Annotated in this window: 25 protein-coding genes; 2 read left to right on the forward strand and 23 right to left on the reverse strand. The window is 69.2% G+C overall.

All coding sequences use genetic code 11. The annotated features are described in order from the left end of the window. Positions 1-30 precede the first annotated feature (30 nt). Positions 31-1,302, forward strand: coding sequence for a multidrug effflux MFS transporter (locus tag D2V04_RS13365; RefSeq protein ID WP_119514168.1), 1,272 nt, complete (start codon positions 31-33; stop codon positions 1,300-1,302). A gap of 22 nt (positions 1,303-1,324) precedes the next feature. Here the strand turns inward: D2V04_RS13365 and D2V04_RS13370 are convergent, their stop codons facing one another. From D2V04_RS13370 to D2V04_RS13385, 4 genes are all read right to left on the reverse strand, one after another. Next, the gene (locus tag D2V04_RS13370; protein WP_119514169.1) at positions 1,325-3,244 is read right to left on the reverse strand and encodes an acetyl/propionyl/methylcrotonyl-CoA carboxylase subunit alpha; all 1,920 of its coding nucleotides are present in this window, start codon (positions 3,242-3,244) and stop codon (positions 1,325-1,327) included. An 82-nt stretch (positions 3,245-3,326) separates the two neighbouring features. Further along, on the reverse strand, positions 3,327-4,373 hold the full coding sequence (locus D2V04_RS13375; protein WP_119514303.1) for a phytoene/squalene synthase family protein: 1,047 nt from the start codon (positions 4,371-4,373) through the stop codon (positions 3,327-3,329). Positions 4,374-4,399: 26 nt separating this feature from the next. Beyond that, on the reverse strand, positions 4,400-4,981 hold the full coding sequence (locus tag D2V04_RS13380) for an LOG family protein (protein WP_119514170.1): 582 nt from the start codon (positions 4,979-4,981) through the stop codon (positions 4,400-4,402). 77 nt (positions 4,982-5,058) lie between these two features. Further along, positions 5,059-6,381 carry an alkaline phosphatase PhoX gene (locus D2V04_RS13385; RefSeq protein WP_119514171.1) on the reverse strand — a complete coding sequence of 441 codons (1,323 nt, stop codon included), beginning with the start codon at positions 6,379-6,381 and terminating at the stop codon, positions 5,059-5,061. Positions 6,382-6,600: 219 nt separating this feature from the next. Here D2V04_RS13385 and D2V04_RS13390 point away from each other — a divergent pair, with 219 nt between their 5' ends. Next, positions 6,601-7,029 carry a hypothetical protein gene (locus tag D2V04_RS13390; protein ID WP_119514172.1) on the forward strand — a complete coding sequence of 143 codons (429 nt, stop codon included), beginning with the start codon at positions 6,601-6,603 and terminating at the stop codon, positions 7,027-7,029. On the opposite strand, the gene D2V04_RS13395 is transcribed toward D2V04_RS13390, so the two are convergent. The 19 genes from D2V04_RS13395 to D2V04_RS13485 form a co-directional block, all read right to left on the reverse strand. Then, on the reverse strand, positions 6,996-7,625 hold the full coding sequence (locus tag D2V04_RS13395) for a response regulator transcription factor (protein WP_119514173.1): 630 nt from the start codon (positions 7,623-7,625) through the stop codon (positions 6,996-6,998). The genes D2V04_RS13390 and D2V04_RS13395 overlap by 34 nt on opposite strands. A gap of 176 nt (positions 7,626-7,801) precedes the next feature. Beyond that, entirely contained in the window at positions 7,802-8,194 is a 393-nt protein-coding gene (locus D2V04_RS13400; protein ID WP_119514174.1) for a flagellar protein FliS, read from the reverse strand. 9 nt (positions 8,195-8,203) lie between these two features. Continuing rightward, on the reverse strand, positions 8,204-9,625 hold the full coding sequence (gene fliD, locus D2V04_RS13405) for a flagellar filament capping protein FliD (protein ID WP_119514175.1): 1,422 nt from the start codon (positions 9,623-9,625) through the stop codon (positions 8,204-8,206). A gap of 30 nt (positions 9,626-9,655) precedes the next feature. Then, positions 9,656-10,786 (reverse strand): EscU/YscU/HrcU family type III secretion system export apparatus switch protein, encoded by a 1,131-nt coding sequence (locus tag D2V04_RS13410; protein ID WP_119514176.1) that lies wholly within the window; start codon positions 10,784-10,786, stop codon positions 9,656-9,658. Continuing rightward, positions 10,783-11,568, reverse strand: a complete 786-nt coding sequence (gene fliR / locus D2V04_RS13415; protein ID WP_119514177.1) for a flagellar biosynthetic protein FliR — start codon at positions 11,566-11,568, stop codon at positions 10,783-10,785. Before fliR ends, D2V04_RS13410 begins: the two co-directional genes overlap by 4 nt. Further along, entirely contained in the window at positions 11,565-11,837 is a 273-nt protein-coding gene (locus D2V04_RS13420) for a flagellar biosynthetic protein FliQ (RefSeq protein ID WP_119514178.1), read from the reverse strand. Before D2V04_RS13420 ends, fliR begins: the two co-directional genes overlap by 4 nt. 2 nt (positions 11,838-11,839) lie before the next feature. Continuing rightward, on the reverse strand, positions 11,840-12,595 hold the full coding sequence (gene fliP / locus D2V04_RS13425; protein ID WP_119514179.1) for a flagellar type III secretion system pore protein FliP: 756 nt from the start codon (positions 12,593-12,595) through the stop codon (positions 11,840-11,842). Next, entirely contained in the window at positions 12,592-12,870 is a 279-nt protein-coding gene (locus D2V04_RS13430; protein WP_119514180.1) for a flagellar biosynthetic protein FliO, read from the reverse strand. Before D2V04_RS13430 ends, fliP begins: the two co-directional genes overlap by 4 nt. Next, a complete protein-coding gene (fliN, locus tag D2V04_RS13435) occupies positions 12,870-13,208 on the reverse strand; it encodes a flagellar motor switch protein FliN (protein WP_119514181.1) in 339 nt (112 codons plus the stop codon). Before fliN ends, D2V04_RS13430 begins: the two co-directional genes overlap by 1 nt. Continuing rightward, complete coding sequence (locus D2V04_RS13440) at positions 13,205-14,104, reverse strand: FliM/FliN family flagellar motor switch protein (RefSeq protein ID WP_119514182.1); 900 nt, start codon at positions 14,102-14,104, stop codon at positions 13,205-13,207. The genes fliN and D2V04_RS13440 overlap by 4 nt, the downstream gene beginning before the upstream one ends. Beyond that, complete coding sequence (locus D2V04_RS13445) at positions 14,101-14,685, reverse strand: flagellar basal body-associated FliL family protein (protein ID WP_119514183.1); 585 nt, start codon at positions 14,683-14,685, stop codon at positions 14,101-14,103. Before D2V04_RS13445 ends, D2V04_RS13440 begins: the two co-directional genes overlap by 4 nt. 33 nt (positions 14,686-14,718) lie before the next feature. Continuing rightward, positions 14,719-15,972: a hypothetical protein gene (locus D2V04_RS13450; RefSeq protein WP_119514184.1), complete on the reverse strand. Its 1,254-nt coding sequence runs from the start codon at positions 15,970-15,972 to the stop codon at positions 14,719-14,721. A 32-nt stretch (positions 15,973-16,004) separates the two neighbouring features. Then, on the reverse strand, positions 16,005-16,430 hold the full coding sequence (locus D2V04_RS13455; protein ID WP_119514185.1) for a hypothetical protein: 426 nt from the start codon (positions 16,428-16,430) through the stop codon (positions 16,005-16,007). Then, positions 16,420-17,745, reverse strand: a complete 1,326-nt coding sequence (locus D2V04_RS13460) for a FliI/YscN family ATPase (protein ID WP_228766437.1) — start codon at positions 17,743-17,745, stop codon at positions 16,420-16,422. Before D2V04_RS13460 ends, D2V04_RS13455 begins: the two co-directional genes overlap by 11 nt. Further along, complete coding sequence (locus D2V04_RS13465) at positions 17,739-18,326, reverse strand: FliH/SctL family protein (RefSeq protein WP_228766438.1); 588 nt, start codon at positions 18,324-18,326, stop codon at positions 17,739-17,741. The genes D2V04_RS13460 and D2V04_RS13465 overlap by 7 nt, the downstream gene beginning before the upstream one ends. Further along, a complete protein-coding gene (gene fliG, locus D2V04_RS13470) occupies positions 18,319-19,332 on the reverse strand; it encodes a flagellar motor switch protein FliG (protein WP_119514187.1) in 1,014 nt (337 codons plus the stop codon). The genes D2V04_RS13465 and fliG overlap by 8 nt, the downstream gene beginning before the upstream one ends. Beyond that, positions 19,332-20,963, reverse strand: coding sequence for a flagellar basal-body MS-ring/collar protein FliF (fliF, locus tag D2V04_RS13475; RefSeq protein ID WP_119514188.1), 1,632 nt, complete (start codon positions 20,961-20,963; stop codon positions 19,332-19,334). Before fliF ends, fliG begins: the two co-directional genes overlap by 1 nt. 4 nt (positions 20,964-20,967) lie before the next feature. Next, positions 20,968-21,342 (reverse strand): flagellar hook-basal body complex protein FliE, encoded by a 375-nt coding sequence (gene fliE / locus D2V04_RS13480; protein ID WP_119514189.1) that lies wholly within the window; start codon positions 21,340-21,342, stop codon positions 20,968-20,970. After that, entirely contained in the window at positions 21,339-22,601 is a 1,263-nt protein-coding gene (locus D2V04_RS13485) for a sigma-54 interaction domain-containing protein (RefSeq protein WP_119514190.1), read from the reverse strand. Before D2V04_RS13485 ends, fliE begins: the two co-directional genes overlap by 4 nt. Between the last annotated feature and the right edge of the window lie 244 nt (positions 22,602-22,845).

Below are 22,845 nucleotides of genomic sequence, written 5' to 3' on the forward strand. Positions count from 1 at the left end.
ACCGTTCGTCGCAATGACGATATTGTGCACATGCGAAATGAAACCTGGTCCGACGGCGAAGACGTTCGCCCGCCATCCAGCCTCGCGAAACGCGCGCCGATCGGCGAGCGCGAGCTGATCTGGATGATGGCGCTGCTGATGGCGCTCAACGCCTTCGGCATCGACGCGATTCTGCCTGCGCTGGACGATCTTGCGGCCGATCTCGGGGTCACGGGCAACAGCCGGCAGTTCGTGGTCGGGGCCTACCTGCTGGCGACCGGCCTCGGCACGCTCGTGCCGGGCAGCTTCGCCGACCGGTTCGGGCGCCGGCCGGTGCTGTTCGTCGCGCTCGGCGCCTATATCGTGTTCTCGATCGGCTGCGCGCTCGCGACGTCGTTCGAGGCGCTGGTGGCGCTGCGCGCGGTACAGGGCTTCTCCGCCGCCGGCATCGTCGCGCTGCCGCCTGCGATCATCCGCGACCGGGTGGGCGGCGACCGGATGGCGCGAATGATGAGCCTGATCTTCGTCATCTTCCTACTCGTGCCGGCGATCGCGCCGAGCATCGGACAGGGGGTGATCGAGCTGTTCGGCGACTGGCGCTGGATCTTCGTCGTGATGACCACCGCGGCCGTCGTCATGACCGCCTGGATCTACTGGCGCCTGCCCGAGACGCTCCATGCGCGCGACCGGCAGGAAATCCGCCTGCGCCCGATCCTGCGCAACATGGCGAGCGCGGTCACCTTGCGCGAGACGATCGGCTACACGCTCGGCAGCGCACTCGTTTTCGGCGGACTGTTCGGCTTCATCAATTCGAGCCAGCAGCTCATCGGCGAGGCTTTCGGCGCGGGCGACCGCTTCCCGCTGATCTTCGCCATCTGCGCGGCCTGCATGGCGGTGTCGAACTGGTCAAACTCGCGCATCGTCGAGCGGTTCGGCGCGCGCCGGGTGAGCCATGCCGCGCTGTTCGTGTTCATCGCGGTCGCGGCGGCGCAGCTCTGGTTCGCCAGCCAGCCGGACGAGAGCCTGTGGACGTTCGTGCCGCTGATGGCCGCCAATATGAGCCTGCTCGGCTTCATAGGCGCGAACTTCGGCTCGATCGCGCTCCAGCCCTTCCGCCATATCGCCGGCGCGGCCTCCTCCGCCCAGGGCTTCCTGCGCATGAGCAGCGGCGCAGCGCTGGGGGCGATGATCGGCTTCGCCTACGACGGCACCGCGCGCCCGCTGGCCCTCGCCCTGCTGGTGACGGCGGTGCTGACGCTCGGCTTCGTGCTGTTCAGCGAGAAGGGCGAACTGTTCGGCCCGCCGGTGCAGGACGACGATTGATCTGGTCTGTGAGTGAAGGAGCTTACTCTTCCGCCGGCTCCACCACGGCGAGCACCGCCTCGACCTGCACTTGCGCACCCGCGCTGGCGGCAAGCTCGGTAACGGTGCCGTCGAACGGTGCAGTAAGCGCGTGCTCCATCTTCATCGCCTCGAGCACCAGGAGCCGCTGTCCGGCGGTGACGGTATCGCCCTCCGCCACGTCGACCGCGATGACTTTGCCCGGCATGGGGGCGACGATCGCTCCGTCCGCGGCGGAGGCGTGGCCGGTGCCACGCGCCGCAAGCGAGAAGCGGTAGGCCGTGCCGGAGGCGAAGGCGACGATCTCCTCGCCGTCGAGATAGCCCGTGACCACGGGGCCGTCGTCCGTCTCGGCTTCACCGAAGTCAGGCACAGCGTCCTCGATCGAGACCGTGCCGGCATGCGCGGCTTCCAGATCGACGAGGCGCGTTTCACCGCCGCTCGCGAGGGCGACCGAACGGCGGGGCGCGGCGTTGAGGCGGAAGCCGGCGAGCGGCTGGTCGAACGCATCGTCGGTCGCAAGGCGTGTCGCGACATGCCACACGGCGTCGCTCGGCTCGGCCGAGGGGATGAGACTATCCCCCGCCGCTGCGATGAACCCGGTATCGAGATCACCGGCGCGGAAGGCCTCGCTGTCGAGCGCCCGGCCGAGGAAGCCGGCATTGGTGCGCACGGGCCAGACTTCGGTCCCGTTTACGGCTTCCAGCAGGGCGTCGATCGCTTCCTCGCGGTCGGCGCCGTAGCAGACCAGCTTGGCGATCATCGGATCGTAGAACGGCGATACCGCACCGCCTTCCTCGACTCCGGTTTCCACGCGGTCCGCCGGACCGAAGTCGAGGTGCTCCAGCGGTCCGGTGCTGGGGAGGAAGCCGCTCGAAGGGTCCTCCGCATAGAGCCGCGCTTCGATCGCGTGCCCCTCGATGCGCAGCTCGTCCTGCTTGAGCGGCACCGGCTCCCCGCTCGCCACGCGTAGCTGCCACTCGACCAGATCGACGCCGGTGATTTCCTCGGTCACCGGGTGCTCGACCTGCAGGCGGGTGTTCATCTCCATGAAGAAAATGTGGGTAGCGCGCAGGCCTTCGCTGGCATCGGCGATGAACTCGATCGTGCCCGCGCCTTCGTAGTCGACCGCCTGGGCGGCACGGACGGCGGCGGCGCAGATGTCCGCACGCGTCGCCTCGTCCATGCCGGGCGCCGGCGCTTCCTCGATCACTTTCTGGTGGCGACGCTGGAGCGAGCAGTCGCGCTCGAACAAGTGGACGACATTGCCGTGGCTGTCGCCGAACACCTGCACCTCGATATGGCGGGGCGAGGTGATCCACTTCTCCAGCAGGACTTGCGTGTTGCCGAAGCTCGCCTTCGCCTCGCGGCGGCAGGATTCGAGCGCGGCTTCGAACTCGCCCGCGGCATCGACCTTGCGCATGCCCTTGCCGCCGCCGCCCGCGACGGCCTTGATCAGCACCGGATAACCGATCGCATCGGCCTCGGCCTTGAGGCGCTCGGCCGACTGGTCCTCGCCCTCATAACCCGGGGTCACCGGAACGCCGGCGGCCCGCATCAGCTTCTTGGCCGCGTCCTTGAGGCCCATCGCGCGGATGCTCTGCGGCTTCGGGCCGACCCAGATCAGCCCGGCGTCGATCACCGCCTGCGCGAAATCGGCATTCTCGGAAAGGAAACCGTAGCCGGGATGGATCGCCTGCGCCCCGGTCTGCTGCGCGGCGGCGATGATCTTCTCGCCGACGAGGTAACTCTCGGCGGCGGGCGAGGGGCCGATATGCACCGCCTCGTCCGCCTGGCGGACATGCAGCGCCCGGGCATCGGCGTCCGAATAGACCGCCACCGTGGCGATTCCCATCTCGCGCGCGGTGCGGATGATGCGGCAGGCGATCTCGCCACGATTGGCGATCAGAAGCTTGGTGATCATCGGCCCCGGATAGGGCGGATGGCGCGAAAAGGAAACGGGTCCCGCGAACGGCGCCGGCCAGGCGGCCGACCGGAGGTCGAGGTCATTCCTCGTCCGGCAGCGGATCCATCGGGGGCTTGGCGATCGGGCCGGCCATGCGGACGTCGATCAGGATGTCGCCGCGGGTCCATTCGGGCATCGTCTCGGGCGGCTGCGGGCGGTTGCGCAGAGCTTCCCAGAAGGCGCCGAGGACGTGCTTCGCCTTGTCCCAGCGCCCGATGACCACGCGGTGGTCCCAGGCCGCCTGGCCGCGCGCGCGAACCTCGCGCCCGATCGCGCCGTAGATGCGCGCCGCGGCGAGCACGGCCCAGCGGCTGCGGAATGGCAGGCGCGGGGTGCCGAGCTTCGCCGCCGCCTCGTGCCGCTCCATCAGCGTGACCAGCCGCGCGGCCATGTCCGTCAGTTCGCCGCGATGGTGCGGCTTCAGGTGCTGGCCCGGCTCGATATCCTCCTCGACCAGCCACTCGATCGGCAGGTAGCAGCGGTCCGCCGCATCGTCCTCGCCGATATCGCGCGCGATATTGGCGAGCTGGAACGCGATGCCCATGTCGCAGGCGCGGTCGAGCATCTCCGAATCGTCCTTCGGCACGCCCATCACCACGGCCATCATCACGCCGACCGCGCCGGCGACGTGATAGCAGTAGCGCGCAAGATCGCGCTCGGTGCGCGGGCGCCAGCCGGCCGCATCGAGCTCGAAGCCCATGATCACGTCCTCGGCCATTTCGCGCGTCAGCCCGCACTCGCGCGCGACCAGGCCGAAGGCATCGAACGCAGGATCGGCGGTCGGCAGGCCTTCGAAGGCGCGTTCGGTCAGCAGACGGATCGCCCGCAGGCGCTTGTCGGCATCGGCATGTTCGGTCGGCTCGCCGCCGTGATCCTGCCCATCGGCGAGATCGTCGCACCGCCGGCACCAGGCGTAGAGCAGCCAGACGCGCTCGCGCGTGTCGCGGTCGAACAGCTCGCTCGCGGTGGCGAAGCTTTTCGATCCTTCCGCGATCGCGTCGTAGGCGTGCTCCACCAGCGACCAGCGTTCCCGCCCGCCGCCCGCCTGCGCCGGCGTCGTCCGCAGGATGCGCGAGGGCGCCAGCATCCGCGGTACGACGCGCCGCGGCCGGCTCACAGGTCGCTGGCCTTCATCTGGAAGATCGGGGTGTGCGGTTGGTAAGCGGCCATCCGGTCCAGCAGTGCAGGCAGAGTCGGTTCGGCCACGACGATACCCTGATGCGCCGGCCGAACGAAACCCACTTCCGCCATGTGTCGGTTGAACGCGATCAGATGATCGTAGAACCCGAAGGCGTTGAGCAGGCCCACGGGCTTGGTGTGATAGCCGAGCTGCGCCCAGCTCACCGCCTCCCACAGCTCGTCCATCGTCCCGACGCCGCCGGGGATGGTCACGAACCCGTCGCTGAGGTCGGTGAAGCGCTGCTTGCGCTCGTGCATGCCGGAGACGGTGTGGAGCTCGGTGCAATCGGTGTTGGCCACCTCGCTGCCGGCGAGCGCGTCGGGGATCACCCCGATCACCTCGCCCCCGGCATCGAGCGCCCCGCTCGCCACCGCGCCCATCAGCCCGAGCCGCCCGCCGCCATAGACGACCCCGATCCCGCGCTCGGCCAGCGTGCGCCCGACCTCGCGGGCCAGTTCGATGTAACGCGGATCGGCGGGCGTCGCGGACCCGCAATAGACGGCAAGGCGATTCATGCCGCGCTCTTTGGCCCGGCGGGGTGCATTGGGCAATGCTTCAACGCGAAGGCGCTCCATCCATGCTCCGTTGATCGCTACGCCATCCACGGCCCCTGGATCGCGAAGGTCTTGGCCGGGCTGTAGGCGTTGACGAACAGCGTGCGGCCGTCGGGCGAGAAGCAGGCGCCGGCCCATTCGGTCTGCTCGTGCATGAAGGCGATCGGATAGGCCACGCCGTCCGGCGTGATGCCGCGCAGGTGGTTCTCGACCACTTCGGTGTACTGGTCCTCGCACACCACCAGATGCCCGTTCGGCCCGACCGTCAGGTTGTCGCCGTAGTTGAACTGGTCGCGGTTGGTCGATTCGAAGAACAACTGCAGCCGATCGGCCCGCCCACCGCGGCCCGGGACGAGGCGGAAGATCTGGCCGAGCTTGGCCGCGCCGCCGCTGGTGCAGCAGAAGTAGAGCTCGCCCTCGCCCATGTGGATGCCCTCGCCGCGCGCGAACAGCGCCGCGCCCGCCGCCGCGCCGCGCTGGCGCAGGTCGTCCTCGGGCGCTTCGACGTTGTCGAGATCGACCCAGCGCACCTCGGCCCAGGCCTGCGCCGGCATCGGCGCGCCCTGCCAGTTGCGCGTGTCCGCCGGCGCGTCGACGATCGCGAGCGCCTGGAGTTTGCCGCCCTCGGCCAGCTTGCCCGGCGTGTTCGGGATGAAGCGGTAGAGCAGGCTGTCGTCGCGGTCCTCGGTCTGGTAGACGATCCCGGTCGCCGGATCGACGCAGGCAGCCTCGTGGTTGAAGCGGCCCATGGCCTTCAGCGGCACCGGATCGATCAAACCCGGCGCGGCGGCCGGCACTTCGAAGGTCCAGCCGTGATCCTGATTGATCCGGCCGTCGGCACGCACCGGCGCCTCCTCGCAGGTCAGCCAGCTTCCCCACGGCGTGATCCCGCCCGCGCAGTTGCGGATCGTGCCCGCGAGCGAGCGGTACTGCTTCTCGACCGCCAGGGTCTCGGCATCGAGCACCAGCGTGGTCGTGCCGCCGGGCAGCGGGACGAGGCTGCGCGCCACGGTGTCGAACGCCGGGCCCGCGACGCCGCCGCCGTCCTTGCCGGGCATCAACTCGTGATTGCGGACCAGCGCGAGCTTGCCGCCGCCGAGATCAAAGCAGCCCATGCCGTCGGCCGCGTCGGGCACGGTGAAGCCGTCGCTCATCGTGTCGCCGAGCTTCGAGAGCACGCGGTAGGAGAACCCTTCGGGCAGGTCGATCAGGCCCGCGGGATCGGGTTGCAGCGGGCCGTAGCCGGCGCTGCGCGTTGCACCAGCCATGGTGGTCGAGCACCCGCTCGCCGCGAGCGCGGCAAAGGCGCTTCCGGTGGCGGCGAGGAATGTACGGCGGTCGGCGGTGAGCGATGCGGGCATGTCTTGCGGATCCCTGAAGAGTTGCGTGGCCCCGATGCGATAGCAGCGTGACGCGGGGATGACACCATTCTCCGCACGGGTTCGGAAGCCGAAAAAAGCAACATTCGGCCGGGCCAACCGCTCTTTACACCCGTTCGGACACTCGGTTTGCCGCGCAATATTTCCGGTCTGGCGCTAAGAGGTGTATATTAAGCGGCGAAACCCGGAGGGGCACCCTCTATGGAGCTGCGCGACAATGCCTGCCTCGACGCATTGAGCTGGTTCGAGAGTCTCGCCAGGCTGTCCGCGTGGAGCGCGGCCGGGGCGCCGATCGAGAACCTCCTGCGTCTCTCGTATAACCTGACCCTCCTTGCGCCGCCGCCGTTCTGCGCGGTCGCAGCATGCCCGCTGGACGAGACCTCGTTCGACGATCTGCTCCGGCGGCAGGCGTTCGAGGCGGCCGCCGCGTCCCTGATCGGAACCGCGCTTACTTACGAAATCGTCTCGCACGCAGAGACCGCTCCGGCAACGGTGCGCATCTGGCTCAATGGCGACACGGGGGAGACGCTGGTGACTTCGGATACGTTGCCTACCGCGCTCGTGCGCGCCTGGATCACGTTCCTGCTGGGGATGGGTCAGGCGACCGGCAGTTCCCACAAGTCGGCATAGATGCCGATCCGGACAGCCTCCGAGGTGGACTTGGCGTCGAGTTTGCGCATTACGTTCTTGCGGTAGATCTCGACCGTTCGCGGGCTGAGATCGAGCTCGGCGGCGATCTGTTTGTTCGAATTGCCATTGAGGAGCGAGACGAGCACGTCGTGCTCGCGCCCGGTAAGCTGCTCGACCGAGGCCTTCGCCCGGGCCCGCGCGAGTTCGATCTTGCGCCGGCGGTGGCCTTCCTCGGCTAACCGGCGCAGCGCATCGTCCAGCAGCGCCGGCTCGAACGGCCAGCGCAAATAGTCGAGCGCGCCTTCGCGCATGGCATGCACGACCTGTTCCGGCTCCGGCGCCTCGCAATATATCGAAATCGGGTAGTACCGTCCCTTGCCGCGCAAGTTGTCGAGGAAATACGAAAGCGTGTCGCTCCCGGTGCGTTCGACCATCAGCACTGCCCCCTGCGCCGGCAGTATGCGCAGGAATTCGTCGATATCCTCGTAAATCTCGGCATGCACCCGCCGCGCCATCAGATCGCGCGAGATCTCTGCACGCCGGCGCGAATCGAAGTCGATCACATGCACGGGCCCGCTGCCCCCGATCACGTCCATCGCCTGCACCCGTTTGGACCGCTCGGTCTCATGCTCGTCGAGAGGCGGCTCGTCGGCACGAGGCCTCTGCGGCTATTGTGCGCCCACAACGTCAATCGAACCCCCCGGTCAGCGGCGCGGCGTTAACTTAACGCGAAGGGTTCTGCAAACGTTAAAAATTGCAAACCGGGGATCGCTCACTCCGTCGCAGGCGAGCGCTCGGCGCCCCGCAACGCTGCCTCGATCTCGAGGAAATCCTGCCGCACCGAAGCGAGCAGATCGGCGTGGAAATCGATCACGCTGCCGAGCACCGCCTGGCGCGCCGCGCCGTAGACCTGCAGCAGCGCCTCCGCCAGCGGAGCCTCGCGGTCAACGCCCATTTCCAGCGCGGTGATCGCGGTCAGCGCGCGGGTCAGCGCCTTGCTCCGCAGCATGGGATCGCCGCGTTCCTGCGCGAACAGCGCGGAGCCGAGGCTCGCGATCGCCTGTTCGAGGCAGAGCTGCACCAGCGCGGCGGAATCGCCGCCCTGCACCCGCGCGTCGAGCGAGCTGCGGCGATAGGCCTCATGCGGATCGGTCAACGCCAGCATCGTCAGACCCTAGTCCTTACTCGCGTTCCAGGCGTCGATCTGCGACTGGAGGAACGACAGCGTCGATTGCGACGCGGCGATGCGCGAGTCCGCCTTGGCGAACCGCGCGACCATGTTCGCACGCAGAGTTTCCTGCTGGTCGGCCAGCTTCGCGGCCTCGTCAGACAGTTCGGACGACTGCGACTGATACCGCGCGATCGACCCGGCGAGCGAGCCGGGATCGCCGGTGCGCGAGGCCTGGCGCGAGATCCGGTCGACCGTCGCATAGATGCCGTAGAGCCCGGTGGTGAACATCGCGGCCACGCCGCCCGGGTCGCGGGCCAGCGTCGCGTCGAGGCGCGCGGTATCGAGCCGGAACGTGCCGTCGCGCTGGATCGCCAGGCCGAGATCGGCCAGCGTGCGCGGCGCGCCTTCGGGCGCGTTGGGCATGATCTCCATGCCCGAGAGCTCCGACAGCGTGCGCTTGAGCGCGCGGGCGCCCGGATCGCGCGCCAGATCGCCGCTCATCGGATCGGTCGCGGTATAGAGCTCGCTCACGACTTCGTTGAGAGCGTTGACGATGTCCTGCATCGCCGTGGAGATCGTGCCGACCGGGCTGGGAAAGCCGATCGTGGTCGGCGCACCGGCATTGGTGCCGGTCAGCTTGAGCGCCAGCCCCGGCGCCACCGTGCCGACATCGTTGCTCGCGCTGGTCATGGCGATGCCGTCGAGCTTGAACTGGGCGTCGGCAGACGCGGCCAGCAGCCGGGCCGGATCGCCGCCGGCGGCGGGATTCCACGCCAGCGCCGCCAGCCCTTCCTCGCCCACCGTCTCGGTCGCCTCGACGACGAAGCCGCTCTTCGCACCCTCCGCCCCCTTGAGCACGAGCTGCGCGCCCTGCGGCGTCTGCGCGACATAGGCGTTGATGCCGGCCTTCTTGGCGTTGATCGCGTTGGCGATGTCGGACAGCGTCGAGCCACTGGCGATGTCGACCGTCACGGCCGTCTGTCCGGTGTCGGCCGTGAAGCCCGTGCCGTCGGTCGTGCCGAAGCGGAAGGTCAGCGACCCCGCGCCGACCGCCGCGGCCGGATCGGCCATGGCGGGGCCCGTCAGCGTCTGCCCCCGTGCAAGCGAAAGCACCTCGAGGCTGTAGGAGCCGGAGCCGCTCGTGCCGATCGGGCTCGATACCGTGGCGACGGCGGAATTGCCGATCTGCGGCTTGACCGCGAGGTCGCCCGCACGGACCCGGTCGCCGAGCGCACTCGCGAGCATCGACAAGGTGTTCTTGAGCGAAGACGCGGCAGAGATCTGCTGTTCGAGCTTCTCGGTCTTTGCGGTCAGCCGGTCGTTGCGCAGCGCAAACTGCGCATCGGCGAGGTCGCTCGCCAACTTGACCATATCGATCCCGCTACCTGCTCCGAGACCGGCGATGATGGACGACATTTCGCTCATGACGCTGAGAACGGCTCCTGCTGGCGAGGGTTAAGAGGGGACGCGGCCGTCGGCGTCGAAGCGCAGTTCCACCGGAACTTCGATCGCCGGTGCCGGCCGCGCTTCGCCGCGCTTGAGCGAGAGGACGAAGGCCAGCACCGAGGCAACCGCGGCGTAGAGCTCCTCGCGGATCGTCTGGTTCTCGCGCGTGGTGTAGTAGACCGAGCGGGCGAGCTGCGGATATTCAAGCAAGGGCACGCCGTATTCGCGCGCCAGCTCCTTCATCGCCGCCGCCTTGTCGCCGCGCCCCTTGGCGAGCACGATCGGCGCTGCGGCCTTGTCGGGATCATAGATCATCGCGACCGCGAAGTGGGTCGGGTTGGTGAGCACGAACTGCGCCTCGCGCATGGCATGCGCGACGCCGCCCGCCGCGATCTCGCGCTGGCGCTGGCGGCGGTGGGCGCGCGCCTCGGGCGAGCCTTCGGCCTGCTTGTGCTCGTCGCGCATTTCCTGATGGCTCATCTTGAGCCGTTGGTTGCGGCGCAGCCACTGGATCGGCGCGTCGATCAGCGCGATCACGATCAGCCCCCCGGCGAGCGCGAGCAGGAGCGAGGTCACCGCACCCCATGCGGCCGTGAGTTGCTGCGACAGGTTGCCGCTGCCGAGCCCCATGATCGTCTCCAGCCAGCTCCGCCCCCAGGCCCAGGCGATCGCGCCGAGCAGCGCGACCTTGAGGATGCCTTTGCCCATCTCGATCCAGCCGGTTGGGCCGAACATGCGCTTGAGGCCGGACAGCGGATTGATGCGCGAGCCCTTGAACGCGAGGTTCTCGTTCACCCAGCGCCCTTCCCCGCCGAAACCGAGCTGGGTGATCAGCGCCAGCGCGATCATCGGCACCGCGATCGTGAGGATCGGCGGCAGGGCGACGAACAGGCTGACCGTCATCATTCGGCCGGGCTGGAAATCGAGCATGTCGCGGCGGTCGAACACCAGGCTCTCGCGCACGATCTGGCTCATCTCCTCGAGCAGCCAGGGCCCGGCGAAGATCAGCCAGGCGGCGCCGAACAGGATTCCGGCGGCGGTGGTCGCCTCGCGCGAGCGCAGGACGTCGCCCTTGCGGGCCGCGTCGCGCTTGCGCTTCTCGGTCGGCGCAAAGGTCTTTTCGCCGGCGGTCTCGCTCATTGCACCAGCACCCGTTCGGTCTGGCCGAGGGCCATTTCGGCGATGTCGCCGAACTGTTCGTAGATCATCGGCGCGGCAATGATCAGCGCCGCGATCCCTGCCAGCACGCCCGCCGGCAGGCCGAGCGCAAACAGGTTGAGCGAGGGCGCCGAGCGGCTGAGCACGCCGGTCAGCATCTGCACCAGCAGCAGCACCAGCGTGATCGGCAGCGCGATGCGCACCGCGGTCTCGAACATGGCGCCGGCAAAGCTCGCCACTTGCGCGAAGCCGTCGCCGCCCAACCAGGTCTGGCCCGGCGGGAGCGCGCGGTAGCTTTCGACCAGAAGCGCGATCCAGTGCAGATGCGCGCCAAGCGCGAGGAAGATCAGGATCAGCACGATGCTGAAGTACTGGCCGAAAGCGGTCGTCTGCCCGCCTCCGTTCGGATCGGCCGCCATGGCCATGCTCATGCCCATGGCCCCGCCGATCACTTCCGCCGCGATGACCGGCGCGGCGAAGGCAATCTGGAGCACGAAGCCGAGCGTGAGCCCGACCGCCACTTCGCCCGCCACGGCCAGCAGACCGGCGGCGGAGAACAGCGCCTCGGGCGGAGTCACCGCCGGTAGCCAGACCGCGACGAAGATTGCCAGCGCCCCGGTCACGCTCACCCGCACCGTCATCGGAACCGAAGCGGCGCCGAAGATCGGAGCCGCGAGCAGCGCGGCGCCGATGCGGGTCATCAGGAACACCACCCGCCAGAAATCCTGCTCGATCGCGCCAAGGCCGAAGTCGAGCGCGATCACTCGCCGATCCTGGCGATTTCCATGAAGATTTCCTGCGTGAAGTCGCCCAGCAGCGCCATCATCGAGGCGCCGAAGAGGACCAGCACGAGCGCCACCGCAGCGAGCTTGGGCACGAAAGTCAGTGTCTGCTCGTTGACCGAGGTGGCAGCCTGGATCAGGCCGACGACGAGGCCGATGGCGAGGCTGGCGAGCAGCACGGGCGCGGCGACCAGCGCGGTGATCCACAGCATGCGGTCCGCCAGGGCGAGGAGGATCGGAAGTTCATCCATGGTCAGGCGAAGCTCGAGGCGAGCGAGCCCATCAGCAGCGCCCATCCGTCGACGAGGACGAACAGCAGCAGCTTGAACGGCAAAGAGACGAGCATCGGGCTCATCATCATCATGCCGAGGCTCATCAGCACGCTGGAGACGACGAGGTCGATCACCAGGAACGGCAGGAACAGCATGAAGCCGATCTGGAACGCGGTCTTGAGCTCGCTGGTGACGAAGGCCGGCAGCAGGATCGAGAACGGCACCTCGGCCGTGCTGGCGAACTTCGGCGCATTGGCGATATCGGCGAACATCTGCAGGTCGCGCTCGCGCGTCTGGCGGATCATGAAGGCGTGGAACTGGTCGCCGGCGACCTCGATCGCCTGTTCCGCATTCATCTGCCCGGCCGCGTAAGGCGCGATCGCGGCGTCGTTCACCCGCTCCAGCGTGGGCGCCATGACGAACAGCGAGAGGAACAGCGACAGGCCGATCAGCACCTGATTGGGCGGCGACTGCTGCAGGCCGAGCGCCTGGCGCAGGATCGCGAGCACGACGATGATCCGCGTGAAGCTGGTCATCATCAGCACGAGCGCCGGCAGGATCGTCAGCAGCCCCATGACGAGGAGCAGCTGGAGCGACATGCTCAGCGGCTCTCCGCCCGCGCCGCCGAGCTCGCCGAACGCGCGGTCGAGCGCGCCGGGCACGGCGGCCTGCGCCTTGGCCGCCGCGGGAATGGCGAGCGCGGCCAGCGCGCCCAGAATGGCCGTCAGCCGCTTCACGCCGCGTCCTCCGCCGCCGGGCGGGCCGGCGCTTCGGCAAGACGGGTCAGGCCCGCGCGCGAGGTCGAAACGAGGATCTCGCGCCCGTGGAATTCGATCACGGCGAGGCGCATGGTCGGCGAGAGCATGGTCGTCTCGACGATCCGCACCGCCTTGGTCCCGCCCTGCGGCGCGCCGAACTTGCCCTGCATGCGCTGGGCGAGCTTGAGGCTGCCCCAGATCATCAGGCCGATCAGCGGCAGCAGGACCAGCAGCTTGACGACGTACCAGAACATCAGGCGGCGCTTTCCGTCTGCTTGGCGCCGGCCTTCGGGCTCACCTCGATCGGCGGCGCGCGGCGTTCGCGGGGTGCGGCGGCGGGCTGGTTGGCGCCGACGAGTTCGAGGATGCGCAGGCCGAAGCGGTTGCCCTCGGCGACGACTTCGCCCTTGGCGATCAGCTTGCCGTTGACCAGCACGTCGAGCGGCTCGTCGGTCAGGCGGTCGAGCATGACCACGCTCTCCTCCGCCAGGTCGAGCACTTCGCGCAGGTTCATCTGCGCGCGGCCGAGCTCGACCGTGAGACGGACGTCGATGTCCTGAATCAGGCCGAAGCCGGGAGTTGCATCGGTCATCGGATTTCCTTTCCAGTGAAAGTCTGGGTGATCTGGAGCGCGACCTGGTCGTCGACTTCGCCGACGGTGCCGCGGGCGATGACGATCTCGCCCACTTGCAGCGGCACGTTGCGCGCGACCATGATCGGAAGAACGGTGCCCGGCTGGATCGCAGCCAGGCGGTGAAGCGGCATTTCCATGTCGACCAGCCGCGCGCTGGCGGCGAGCGGCAGGTCGGCAAACGGCGCCTCGTCGATGCCCGGCTTGCGGCGCGAAACCGGCGCGCGTGGCGCCGAGGCGCGCTTGGGCAGGAGCGAGGACAGCGCCGCGGTTTCGAGCGCGAGCACCACGTGCCAAGCACGCCCGCCAGCCGTAACTTCAAGCGTCAGCGCGGACAGTTCGGCGTCGGGCGCGAACGGCGCGCGAAGCTCCGCCGGCGAGGCGTCGTCGGTGCGAAATTCGAGGCCGCCGAGTTCCCCCGCCATGGCCGCGAGAACCTGCTTCTCGAACCGCTGCGACAAGAGGCGGGCGGTGTGCGGCAGCTCGGCGGGAAGGCGCTCTCCGATCTCGCCGGTGCCGCCGAAAGTGCGGTCGAGCTGTTCGAGGATCGCGCGCCCGTCGAGCGCGAGGAACAAGGCATGGCCGGCCATGCCGAACCGGTGGCGGCTGGGGGCGATCAGCGGCGCGCAGTGGCCCGTCAGCTCCGCCCCCGCGAGCGCCTGCGCGCCGAGCGAGGCGACGCGCGCCTCGGCATCGTTGGCCACGCCCGCGACGCTGGCGCGCAGCGCGCCGCACAGGCGGGCGCCGAACCGCTCGAATTCGGGACCGAGCTCGACCGGCGCCTCGAGCCCGCGCAGCAGCACGTCGGCGTGGCTCGCCGGACGGCCCGGCGCCTTCGGTGAAGCTCGGCGGGTCATTGGACGATGAAAGTCCGGAAGTAGACGTTGTCGACCCCGCCGAAGCCTTCCTGCTCGACGAGCACGGCGTTGACCGCGTCGGTCAGGCGCTTCTGCAGGTCCTTCTTGCCGGCGCTGGTCATCACCTTCTCCTCCGGCGTGTCGGCGAGCTCGACGAGGATGCGCGAGCGGATCGCGAGCTGGTGCTCGTCGAGCCACATCAGCACGCGTCCGTCGCGGCGGGTCGAGGCGGCGAGACTCACCTGGATGAGGCCGTCGCTGTTCCGGAGGTTCGAGGTGAAGTCCTCGGCGAAGCTGAAATAGGCGGTGCGGTACTTGGTGCCACCTTCGCCGTAGACGACGTTGTCCTTGCTCTCACCGCCCTTCGGTGCGGCGGGAGCGTAGGGATCCTCCTCCCCCTTGAGCACGAATTGCGGTCCGGCTTCGGCGGCATTCGCGCCTGCCAGCTGGATCACCCCTGCCGTCATCAGGCCGAACACGGTGCCCCCGGCGGCGCCGGCGACGAGCACGCCAACCGCCAGCAGCTTGAGCAGACCCTTGCCCTTGGCGGGCTTGTCCTGCTTGTCCTTCTTGTCACTCATTCCTTGGTCCTCGAATTGCGTGCGTTGGGCCGGTCAGGCGTAGACCGCGGAGCTGTCGCCGCCGCGAGTGCGCTGACCGGAGGTATCGGTGTCGGAACGGCGGCGGCCTTCGTGCCGCTCCTGCCGCGAAGCGTTGCCTTCGGACGCGCTGCCGTCACGCTCGGCGAGCGATCCGCCGCGCGCCGAGGCACTGCCGCCGCTCTGCGCGTTTTGATGGCCGCCCGGCGCGCTTCCGTCGCCCTGCCCGAAGGCCGGACGGTCGGCCACGGCGGCGGCGACGGCGCGGTGCGCATCGGGATCAGCCGCGGCGATCTGGACGCCGAGCTGCCCGTCGCGCCGCTGGTCGAAGCGGAGCGAGAGCTCGCCGAATTCGGCATGGTCGAGCGCTAGCGTGGCGCCCTTGCCGGTCATCGCCTCGCGCGCCGAGGCGAGGCTGTCGACGATCCGGCTGAGCTCGCGCGCGATGCCGGTCTCGACCGCTGGCTTGTCGGCGGCGAGGGACGGCGCGGAATCGCTCGCGGCGGCAGAAGTAACCGCGGCAACGGCCGTGGGCTGCACCGGTGCGGGCGCCTGAATCGACGCGGGTTCGGCGGCGATCTTGCCCGGCGCCTTCGCAGCGGGTTCGGCCGCAGCGCGATCGCCGGCAGCCGGATCGCGCCCGCGCTCGGCCGAAGCGCCGGCAGGCTGGAGCTTGGCGGCGAATTCAGCCGCGGGCTTGTCGGCGGCGAGCGCCGGATCGCGTGGGTTGGCGGCAGCCGTATCGTCTGAAGTGGGCAGCGGTGCGACCTGGATCGCAACGGCGGGCGGCGGCGCGGGCTTGGCGCCCTCGCCCTCCGGCTGCGCGGCGAGCGGAAGACCTGCGGGAAGCTGCGGTGTGGGTGCGGATGCCGGTGCCTGCGAGGTCTTGGCCGCCGCTTCGCTGGCGCTTGCCGGGACGAGCTGCAGCGGCGTCAGCACCAAAGCCGCCAGCACAGCCTCTGCGCCATCAGCGGCATCGGCGTTCTCCGCGGTTTCCGGCAAAGCCTCGGCATCGGCCGGCAATATCTTGCCGGTTCCGGCAAGGTCCGGCAGCGCGATGACCGGAAGAATTTCCCCCTCGGCTTCGGAGGTTGTCTCGGGCGCCTCGGACACCGTCTCCTCGCCCTGCACGCCCTGCGTAGCGGCGCCGAGGGCGGAGAGGAGGCGCGAGAACGTGCCCTGCACGCCCGCTTCGCCCTTGGCCGGCGTCGCGCCGCCCAGGTCGAGAACCGAGGGTGCCTTGGATTGGGAAAGAAGCTGAGAGATCATCGGCCTGCCGTGTGCGATTTGAACACACACGTTTATTCAAGATGCGTGCCAGTTTTCCTGGCGGCGACGGGATCGAGCTTCGCAGCTTTCCCCTCGATCGCACGGGCGAGATCGCGGCGCCCTTCCTCCGCTTTCTGCAAGCGACGCTCGGCAACCGCGAGGTCGGCCAGGCGATCGTCCGCCTCGCGCCGGGCATGCTCGGCCTGCTTCGCGGCGGTCGCGCCGAGATCGCGGAGATGGCTGCCGAGCACGGTGGCGCTGCGCAAGTCGGCACCGTCGCGCGAGGTATCACGCAGGGCATAGACTTGCGCGAGCGTGCGCGTGCGTTCGGAAAGCTGTTCCAGCTTTTGCCGGACCGCTTCCGCCCGGTGCGCTTCGGCCGCGGCCTGGCGCTGCTCGGCCGAGCGCAGCCGTTCGATCAGCCGCGCACGGCGCAGGCGCGAGGTGTCACTGGTCATTGCCGATCAATTGCTGAAGCTGCCCGACCGCAAGATCCAGCGAGACGCGCTCGGCCACGTCCTGCTTGAGGAATTCGGCGATCTGCGGATGGAGTGCGATGCCGCGGTCGACCAGCGGATCGGCGCCGGGGCGATAGGCGCCCATCAGCAACAGGTCGCGATTGCTCTCGTACGCCGAAACGAGCGCGCGCAGATTGCGGGCGAGCAGGTTCTGCTGCGGGCTCGCAACGTCGCTCATCACCCGGCTGAGCGAGGCGCCGACGTCGATCGCCGGATATTGCCCGCGCTGCGCGAGATCGCGCGAGAGCACGATATGGCCGTCGAGGATGGAGCGGGCCGTGTCGACCACCGGATCGTTCTGGTCGTCGCCGTCGGCAAGCACCGTATAGATCCCGGTGATCGAGCCGCCGCTCTCCACCGAATTGCCCGCGCGTTCGACCAGCTTGGTGATCGTCGACAGCGCCGACGGCGGATAACCGCGCGCCGCGCCGGGTTCGCCGAGCAGGATGCCGATCTCGCGCGCCGCGTGGGCGATGCGGGTCAGGCTGTCCTGGATCAGCAGCACGCGCAGGCCCTGCGCGCGGAAATATTCGGCGAGCGACGTCGCCAGCAGCGCCCCGCGCAGCCGCAGGTTCGCGGCATGGTCGGCAGGCACTGCGACGACCGCGGTGCGCGCGGCCGCTTCACCCTGCATATGCCGTTCGACGAAGTCGGAGACCTCGCGCGCGCGCTCGCCGATCAGGCCGACCACGTCGGCTTCGGCGCCATGCGCGATCATGTCGATCAGCACCGACTTGCCCACGCCCGAGCCGGCCATGATGCCGACGCGCTGGCCGATACCGAAAGTGGTCAGCGCGTTGATCGCGCGAATGCCGGTGTCGAACGGTTCGCGCACGCTCGCGCGGTCGAGCGCGCCGGTGCGCTTGCCGCCCGCGGGCCATTCGGCGCGCGAGCGGAGCGGCGGGCCGCCGTCGATCGGGCGGCCGAGGCCGTCGACCGCGCGGCCGAGGAAGGCCGGGCCGACCGGCAACATGCCGGGCCGCCCCTCGGGCCGCACGGGTACGCCCGGCCGCAGCAGTACGCTGTCGCCGAGCATCATCATCATCGTGCGCCCGTTGCGGAAGCCGATCACTTCGGCGGTAAGCGTCGCGCCCTTGCCGTCGTCGATCCGGCACAGGCCTCCGATCGGGACCGAAAGGCCGCTGACCTCGATCAGTCCGCCGTCGCAGGCTGCGACCCGGCCGAAGCGGCGCGGGTGCAGGTCGACCGGCGGCATGGCAAGTTCACCGAGCACCGTCTCCAGCTCGCTCAGCACTCGCGGAAGGCCTCTTCGAGAATGCGGCGCCATTGCGAGGGGCCATCCTCGATCCCGCCGTCCTCGGTCTCGATCCGCAGACCGCCGCGCTCGACCGAGGGGTCGGCCACGGCGACGAGATCGGCCGGCAGCCGGCCTTCGACCAGCGCCAGATCGTCAGGGTGAAGCAACACGCGGCGTTCGTCCTGCGCGCGCTGGAGCATGGCAGTGGCCTTGCCGATCCGTGCGACGAGACCGTCCTGGTCGAGCGCGAGCGGCAGGATTGCGTCTTCACACAACGTCAGCACCGTCAGCCGCAGACGCTCGCGCAGGGCGGCGGCGCTTTCGGCGTCGAAGCGGGCGAAGGCGAGTTCGATCGCATTGCGCCGGGCGTCGCGTTCGCGTTCCTGTTCTTGCGCGCGCGCTTCCGCCTGCGCGGCGCCTTCGGCAAATCCGCGCTCGTGGGCGTCGGCGACGGGATCGCGCTCCGGCTCCGCCACAGTTTCTTCGGCCGCGACGACGTAGAGCGAGGAGAACCGCGGGTCGCGCGAGAATCCGCCGCTGCCGCGCAGCCGCTCGAGCGGGAGGCAGGCCCTAGACATAGTCGTCGTCCGCCCCGCCAACGACGATCGTGCCATCTGCGGCGAGTTTCTTCGCGGTTGCGATGATCGCCTTCTGCGCCGCTTCCACGTCGGCGCGCTTGATCCGGCCGCGTTCCTCGATCTCGTCGCGCAGGCCGTCCGCGGCGCGGCTCGACATGGCGCCGAAGAAGACCTCGCGCTGCGCTTCCTCGAGGCCCTTGAGCGCGTCGATCAGCACTTCGCTCTCGATCTCGCGCAGGAGCTGGCCGATCGTCTGGGTGTCGAGGTCGAGCAGGTGCTCGAACTTGAACATCTCGCTCTCGATGTCGCGGGCGAGCTGCTTGTCGAGCTTGTTGAGGCCCGGGATCACCCGCTTCTCCATGCTGCGCGCGGCGCTGTTCATGATCTCCGCCGCCTCGCGCACGCCGCCCATGGTCAGCTTCCTGATCCCGTGGGTACCGGCGATCTTCGTAGCGAGCGTTTCTTCCAGAATCGCGATCGCCTCCGGCGAAACCGGGCCCAGGCTGGCGATCCGGTGGACGACCGGCGTGTGAAGGTCCTCCGGCAGACCGGCGAGCACGGCCGCGGCGGTCGCGGGTTCGAGCTGGACCAGCAGCACGGCGATCGCCTGCGGATGCTCGTCCTGGATCAGCGGGATCAGCACGTCGGGCTCTAGCCACTGCGCGATCTCGAGCGCGGGATTGCGCGGCGCGTTCTCGGGCGGCGCGACGCGGCGCATGATGCTGTCCGCCTTCACCTCGCCGAGCGCGCCGGTCATGATCCGCCGCACGTCGGCGATCCGTCCATGCGCGGTGATGCCCGACTGGCTGGCGGAATCGGCGAAGCTGGCAATGGCGTCGGCGATCGCCGTCGGCCCGATGTCGCCCAGCTCGCACATCTTGGCGCCGAGCCTGCGCAGTTCCTCGGGCGAGAGGCCGGCGAGCAGCCTTGCCGCCTCCTCTTCGCCGAGCAGCATGACCATGACCGCAGCGCGGTCGGCGCCATCGAATTCGATCGGGGCGGCCATCACGCCACGCCTTCGGTGCTGCGGGTTTCGCTGAGCATCCGGCGCAACGCCTGGAGCGCGTCGTCGGGCTGCTCGCGCGCGATTCGCTGGGCGAGCTCGATCTGGGCGGAAAGTTCCTCGCGGTCGGGCTCGTCGTTCATCGCGATCAGCGCGGGCCGGCGGCCGGCCGGGAGGACCGTCAATTCGCCCTCCGCTTCCTCGCCATCCTCGTCCTTGCGGCCGGTCAGCGCGCGGACGATCGGCCGGGCGACGAACAGCAGCACGAGCACGACGCAGATCAGCGCGACCAGATTGCGCACGACCATCGCGAACCAGGACGTTTCCCAGAAGGGCGCTTCCTCGGCCACAGGCGCATCGAACGGGCGGACGATCACCGCCACGGTATCGCCCCGCGCCGTATCGGCACCGACGGCCGCGGCGACCAGATCCTCGAACTTCTTGATGTCGGCAGGCTTGGCGCCCTTGAGCACCTCCTGGTTGATCGCGACCGCGACCGACAGGCGTTTCACGCTGCCCGGCGCCATGTTCGACACCGCAACCTCGCGGCCGAGTTCGTAGGTACGCGTGGCGCTGCTTTCGCCCATTTCGGGCGTAGCGGCCTCCGCCGGCCCGCCTTCGGGCGCGCCTTCGACGGCTTCGGGCGTCGGCGGCGGCGTGTTCGAGAGTACGCCGGGCACGCCGACGGCGGCACCGGGGCCGGCCATGGTCGAGGTCTGGGTCGTCTCGCGGCGCACCGCGCCGTCCTTGTCGTAGCTTTCGCGAGCCGAGGTCACCTCGTTCATGTCGAGCGCAACCTGGATTTCGCTGGAGAAATTCTCCGCTCCGATCATGGGGGAAAGCAACTGGTCGACCTGCGAGCGCAGCTTCGCCTCCATCCGCGTCTGCAGTTCGAGGCGATCGGATTCCCCGCCGGCCGGGCTCGACAGCAGGCGGCCGTGCTGGTCGACGATGCGCACCGCGTCGATCGACAGCCCCGGCACCGAGGCGGCGACGAGGTTGGCGATCGCGGTGACCTGCGATTCGGAAAGCTGGCGCCCGCGCGCGAGGCGCAGCATGACCGAGGCGGTCGGCGGCAGATTGTCGCGCACGAACACCGAGCGTTCGGCCCGCGCGAGATGGACGCGGACCGATTCGACTCCGTCGATCTCGCGGATCGTCAGCATCAGGTCGCGTTCCTGCGCGGCGCGCAGCCGGTCGCCTTCGAGCGTGCGGCTGGCGCCCATCGGCAGCGCATCGATCATGTCCTGCCCGGTCTCGGGCGTCGCGAGCGCGCCATCGGAGGCGACCACCATGCGCGCGCGGTAGAGATCGTCTGCCCCGACGGTGAGCGCGCCGGTGGTGTTGTCGATCGTGTAGTCGATCGATGCAGCCTCCAGCGCGCTGACCACACCGGCGCGGTCGGCATCGCCGAGCGAGCTGTAAAGCATGCGCTGCGGCGCAGGCGCGAGCGCGGCCCACAGCAGCGCGGCCATGCCCACGGCGGCGAGCCCGGCGAACCAGGGCAGCGCCTTTCGCACCGCAGGCTGCGCCGCGAAGGCAGCGGCGCGGTCCTTGAACGAACCGGCGCCCCCTGCGCGCAGCGGCGCAAGGAGCGATCCGGAGGAACCGCCCGTGGGCACGAGGTCGCTCATCTAATCAAACCCCCATCCGCATGATGTCCTGGTAGGCGGACAACAGCTTGTTCCTGACCTGCAGCGTGGCTTCGAAAGCGATCCCCGCTTCCTGGCGCGCGAGCATGACTTTGGCGATGTCGGTCACTTCGCCGCGCTCGTAACCGGCGGCGAGCTCGGACGACTTGGTCTGTGCCGCGTTGACGCCGTCGAGTGCCGTTCTGAGCGTGTCGGCAAAGCCGCCGCCCGCCGGTTCGCTCGGTGCCGCCGCACCCGTGCCTGCGGCGCCTTTCGCCTGCTGGAGTTCCTGCAGAACGCTCGAGCGTTCCAGGATCTGCTGGCGCAATGCCATGATCTGCTGGACCGAGCCCGCGCCGCCGATGCCGCCCACGCCGCTCATCGACGGCCTCCCACGGCCAGGCCGGCTTCACGGAAGGATGCCAGGCGGTAGCGCAGCGTGCGCTCGCTGATGCCGAGCTGGCGCGCGGCCTCGGCGCGCTTGCCGCCGCAGGCGTCGAGCGTTTCCATGATCGCGCGCGCTTCTGAAAGCTGCACCACCTTGGACAGCTTGGCCCCGGCGCCGGCTTCATCGAAGTCGACCTGGGGCGCCGCTTCCGGCGTGCGCTCGACCAGCCGCGCAGGCCGGTCGAACACGATATGCTGGGTGCCGATCGCCGTCTCGCTGCCGGCGAGCACGAGCGCGCGGCGCATGACGTTTTCCAGCTCGCGGATATTGCCCGGCCAGCCGTGCTGCTTGAGCATGGCGACCGCGCCGTCGCTGAGCCAGGGCACCTGCTGCCCCTGCGGCGCGTGGCGCAGCAGCATGGCGAAAGCCAGCGGCACGATGTCGTTCGGCCGCTCGCGCAGTGCCGAAAGGGTCATCGGAAAGACGTTGAGACGGTAGAACAAGTCGGCGCGGAAGCGGCCTTCCTCGACCTCCAGCGGCAGGTCGCGGTTGGCGCAGGCGATGATCCGCACGTCGACCTTGACCGGCGTCGTCGCGCCGACCGGCACGACTTCGCCTTCCTGCAGCGCGCGCAGCAGCTTGGCCTGCAGCGGAAGCGGCATCTCGGCGATCTCGTCGAGCAGCAGCGTGCCGCCCTCGGCGGCGCGGAAGAAGCCCTCGCCCGCCGCGTTGGCGCCGGTGAAGGCGCCCTTCTGATGGCCGAACAGCAGCGCTTCCAGCATCGTCTCGGGAATGGCCGCGCAGTTCACCGCGACGAACGGCTTGTCCTGCCGCGCGCTGCGCTTGTGGATGAACTGCGACAGCACTTCCTTGCCGGTGCCGGTCGGCCCGTTGATGAGCACCGGAATGTCGGTGCCCGCCAGCCGGTCGGCCAGCGCCAGCACCGAGAGCGATTCCGGATCGGCCGCGACCGGCCCCCCACCGGCCGCGGCCAGCGCGACGAGCGCGCCGAAAGTCGCTTCGGAAACCGGATCGGCATACGTCAGCCGGGCACCGGTCCCCGTCCGCTGGATGGCGGGCACGTCGGCCCGCGCCAGCGCAATCACACCGGGCAGCCCGCGCAGCCCGCTTTCGGCGGCGTCGGCGAGGTGCACGGCCTGCCGGGGAAAGAGCGAGGATGCGATCCCCGCGAACTTGCCCGCCAGTGAGACATGCGCCTTTTCGAACCCTTGGGTCCGTTCGATCGATCCCACTTTTCAGCCCCCTGCTGATTAACCATCCGTCCGCAGCCGTATTGGCGCCAGTAAGGGGAAATTTCGCTTAATGGTTAACGGTGGAACGCACTTAAGTATAAATACCTAGATCACGGGAGTGGCCGAGGTGAGCGAGGCGCGCGCATCGTCGCGTCGCTGTCCAAAATCCCAGCAAGGCTGGGATCGCGTGCAGAAACGTCCGACCTGGCGGGAGGGGAATCGCGGCGGTCTGCCGGACGACGGG

It is taken from the genome of Pelagerythrobacter aerophilus, from assembly GCF_003581645.1.
Classification (GTDB): domain Bacteria; phylum Pseudomonadota; class Alphaproteobacteria; order Sphingomonadales; family Sphingomonadaceae; genus Pelagerythrobacter; species Pelagerythrobacter aerophilus.

Bases quoted from the DNA above. Each gene is read 5' to 3' on its own strand.
- D2V04_RS13365 (WP_119514168.1), top strand. From the start codon at position 31: ATGCGAAATGAAACCTGGTCCGACGGCGAAGACGTTCGCCCGCCATCC.
- D2V04_RS13370 (WP_119514169.1), bottom strand. From the start codon at position 3,244: ATGATCACCAAGCTTCTGATCGCCAATCGTGGCGAGATCGCCTGCCGC.
- D2V04_RS13375 (WP_119514303.1), bottom strand. From the start codon at position 4,373: ATGCTGGCGCCCTCGCGCATCCTGCGGACGACGCCGGCGCAGGCGGGC.
- D2V04_RS13380 (WP_119514170.1), bottom strand. From the start codon at position 4,981: ATGAATCGCCTTGCCGTCTATTGCGGGTCCGCGACGCCCGCCGATCCG.
- D2V04_RS13385 (WP_119514171.1), bottom strand. From the start codon at position 6,381: ATGCCCGCATCGCTCACCGCCGACCGCCGTACATTCCTCGCCGCCACC.
- D2V04_RS13390 (WP_119514172.1), top strand. From the start codon at position 6,601: ATGGAGCTGCGCGACAATGCCTGCCTCGACGCATTGAGCTGGTTCGAG.
- D2V04_RS13395 (WP_119514173.1), bottom strand. From the start codon at position 7,625: ATGGACGTGATCGGGGGCAGCGGGCCCGTGCATGTGATCGACTTCGAT.
- D2V04_RS13400 (WP_119514174.1), bottom strand. From the start codon at position 8,194: ATGCTGGCGTTGACCGATCCGCATGAGGCCTATCGCCGCAGCTCGCTC.
- fliD (WP_119514175.1), bottom strand. From the start codon at position 9,625: ATGAGCGAAATGTCGTCCATCATCGCCGGTCTCGGAGCAGGTAGCGGG.
- D2V04_RS13410 (WP_119514176.1), bottom strand. From the start codon at position 10,786: ATGAGCGAGACCGCCGGCGAAAAGACCTTTGCGCCGACCGAGAAGCGC.
- D2V04_RS13420 (WP_119514178.1), bottom strand. From the start codon at position 11,837: ATGGATGAACTTCCGATCCTCCTCGCCCTGGCGGACCGCATGCTGTGG.
- D2V04_RS13430 (WP_119514180.1), bottom strand. From the start codon at position 12,870: ATGTTCTGGTACGTCGTCAAGCTGCTGGTCCTGCTGCCGCTGATCGGC.
- fliN (WP_119514181.1), bottom strand. From the start codon at position 13,208: ATGACCGATGCAACTCCCGGCTTCGGCCTGATTCAGGACATCGACGTC.
- D2V04_RS13440 (WP_119514182.1), bottom strand. From the start codon at position 14,104: ATGACCCGCCGAGCTTCACCGAAGGCGCCGGGCCGTCCGGCGAGCCAC.
- D2V04_RS13445 (WP_119514183.1), bottom strand. From the start codon at position 14,685: ATGAGTGACAAGAAGGACAAGCAGGACAAGCCCGCCAAGGGCAAGGGT.
- D2V04_RS13450 (WP_119514184.1), bottom strand. From the start codon at position 15,972: ATGATCTCTCAGCTTCTTTCCCAATCCAAGGCACCCTCGGTTCTCGAC.
- D2V04_RS13455 (WP_119514185.1), bottom strand. From the start codon at position 16,430: ATGACCAGTGACACCTCGCGCCTGCGCCGTGCGCGGCTGATCGAACGG.
- D2V04_RS13465 (WP_228766438.1), bottom strand. From the start codon at position 18,326: ATGTCTAGGGCCTGCCTCCCGCTCGAGCGGCTGCGCGGCAGCGGCGGA.
- fliG (WP_119514187.1), bottom strand. From the start codon at position 19,332: ATGGCCGCCCCGATCGAATTCGATGGCGCCGACCGCGCTGCGGTCATG.
- fliF (WP_119514188.1), bottom strand. From the start codon at position 20,963: ATGAGCGACCTCGTGCCCACGGGCGGTTCCTCCGGATCGCTCCTTGCG.
- fliE (WP_119514189.1), bottom strand. From the start codon at position 21,342: ATGAGCGGCGTGGGCGGCATCGGCGGCGCGGGCTCGGTCCAGCAGATC.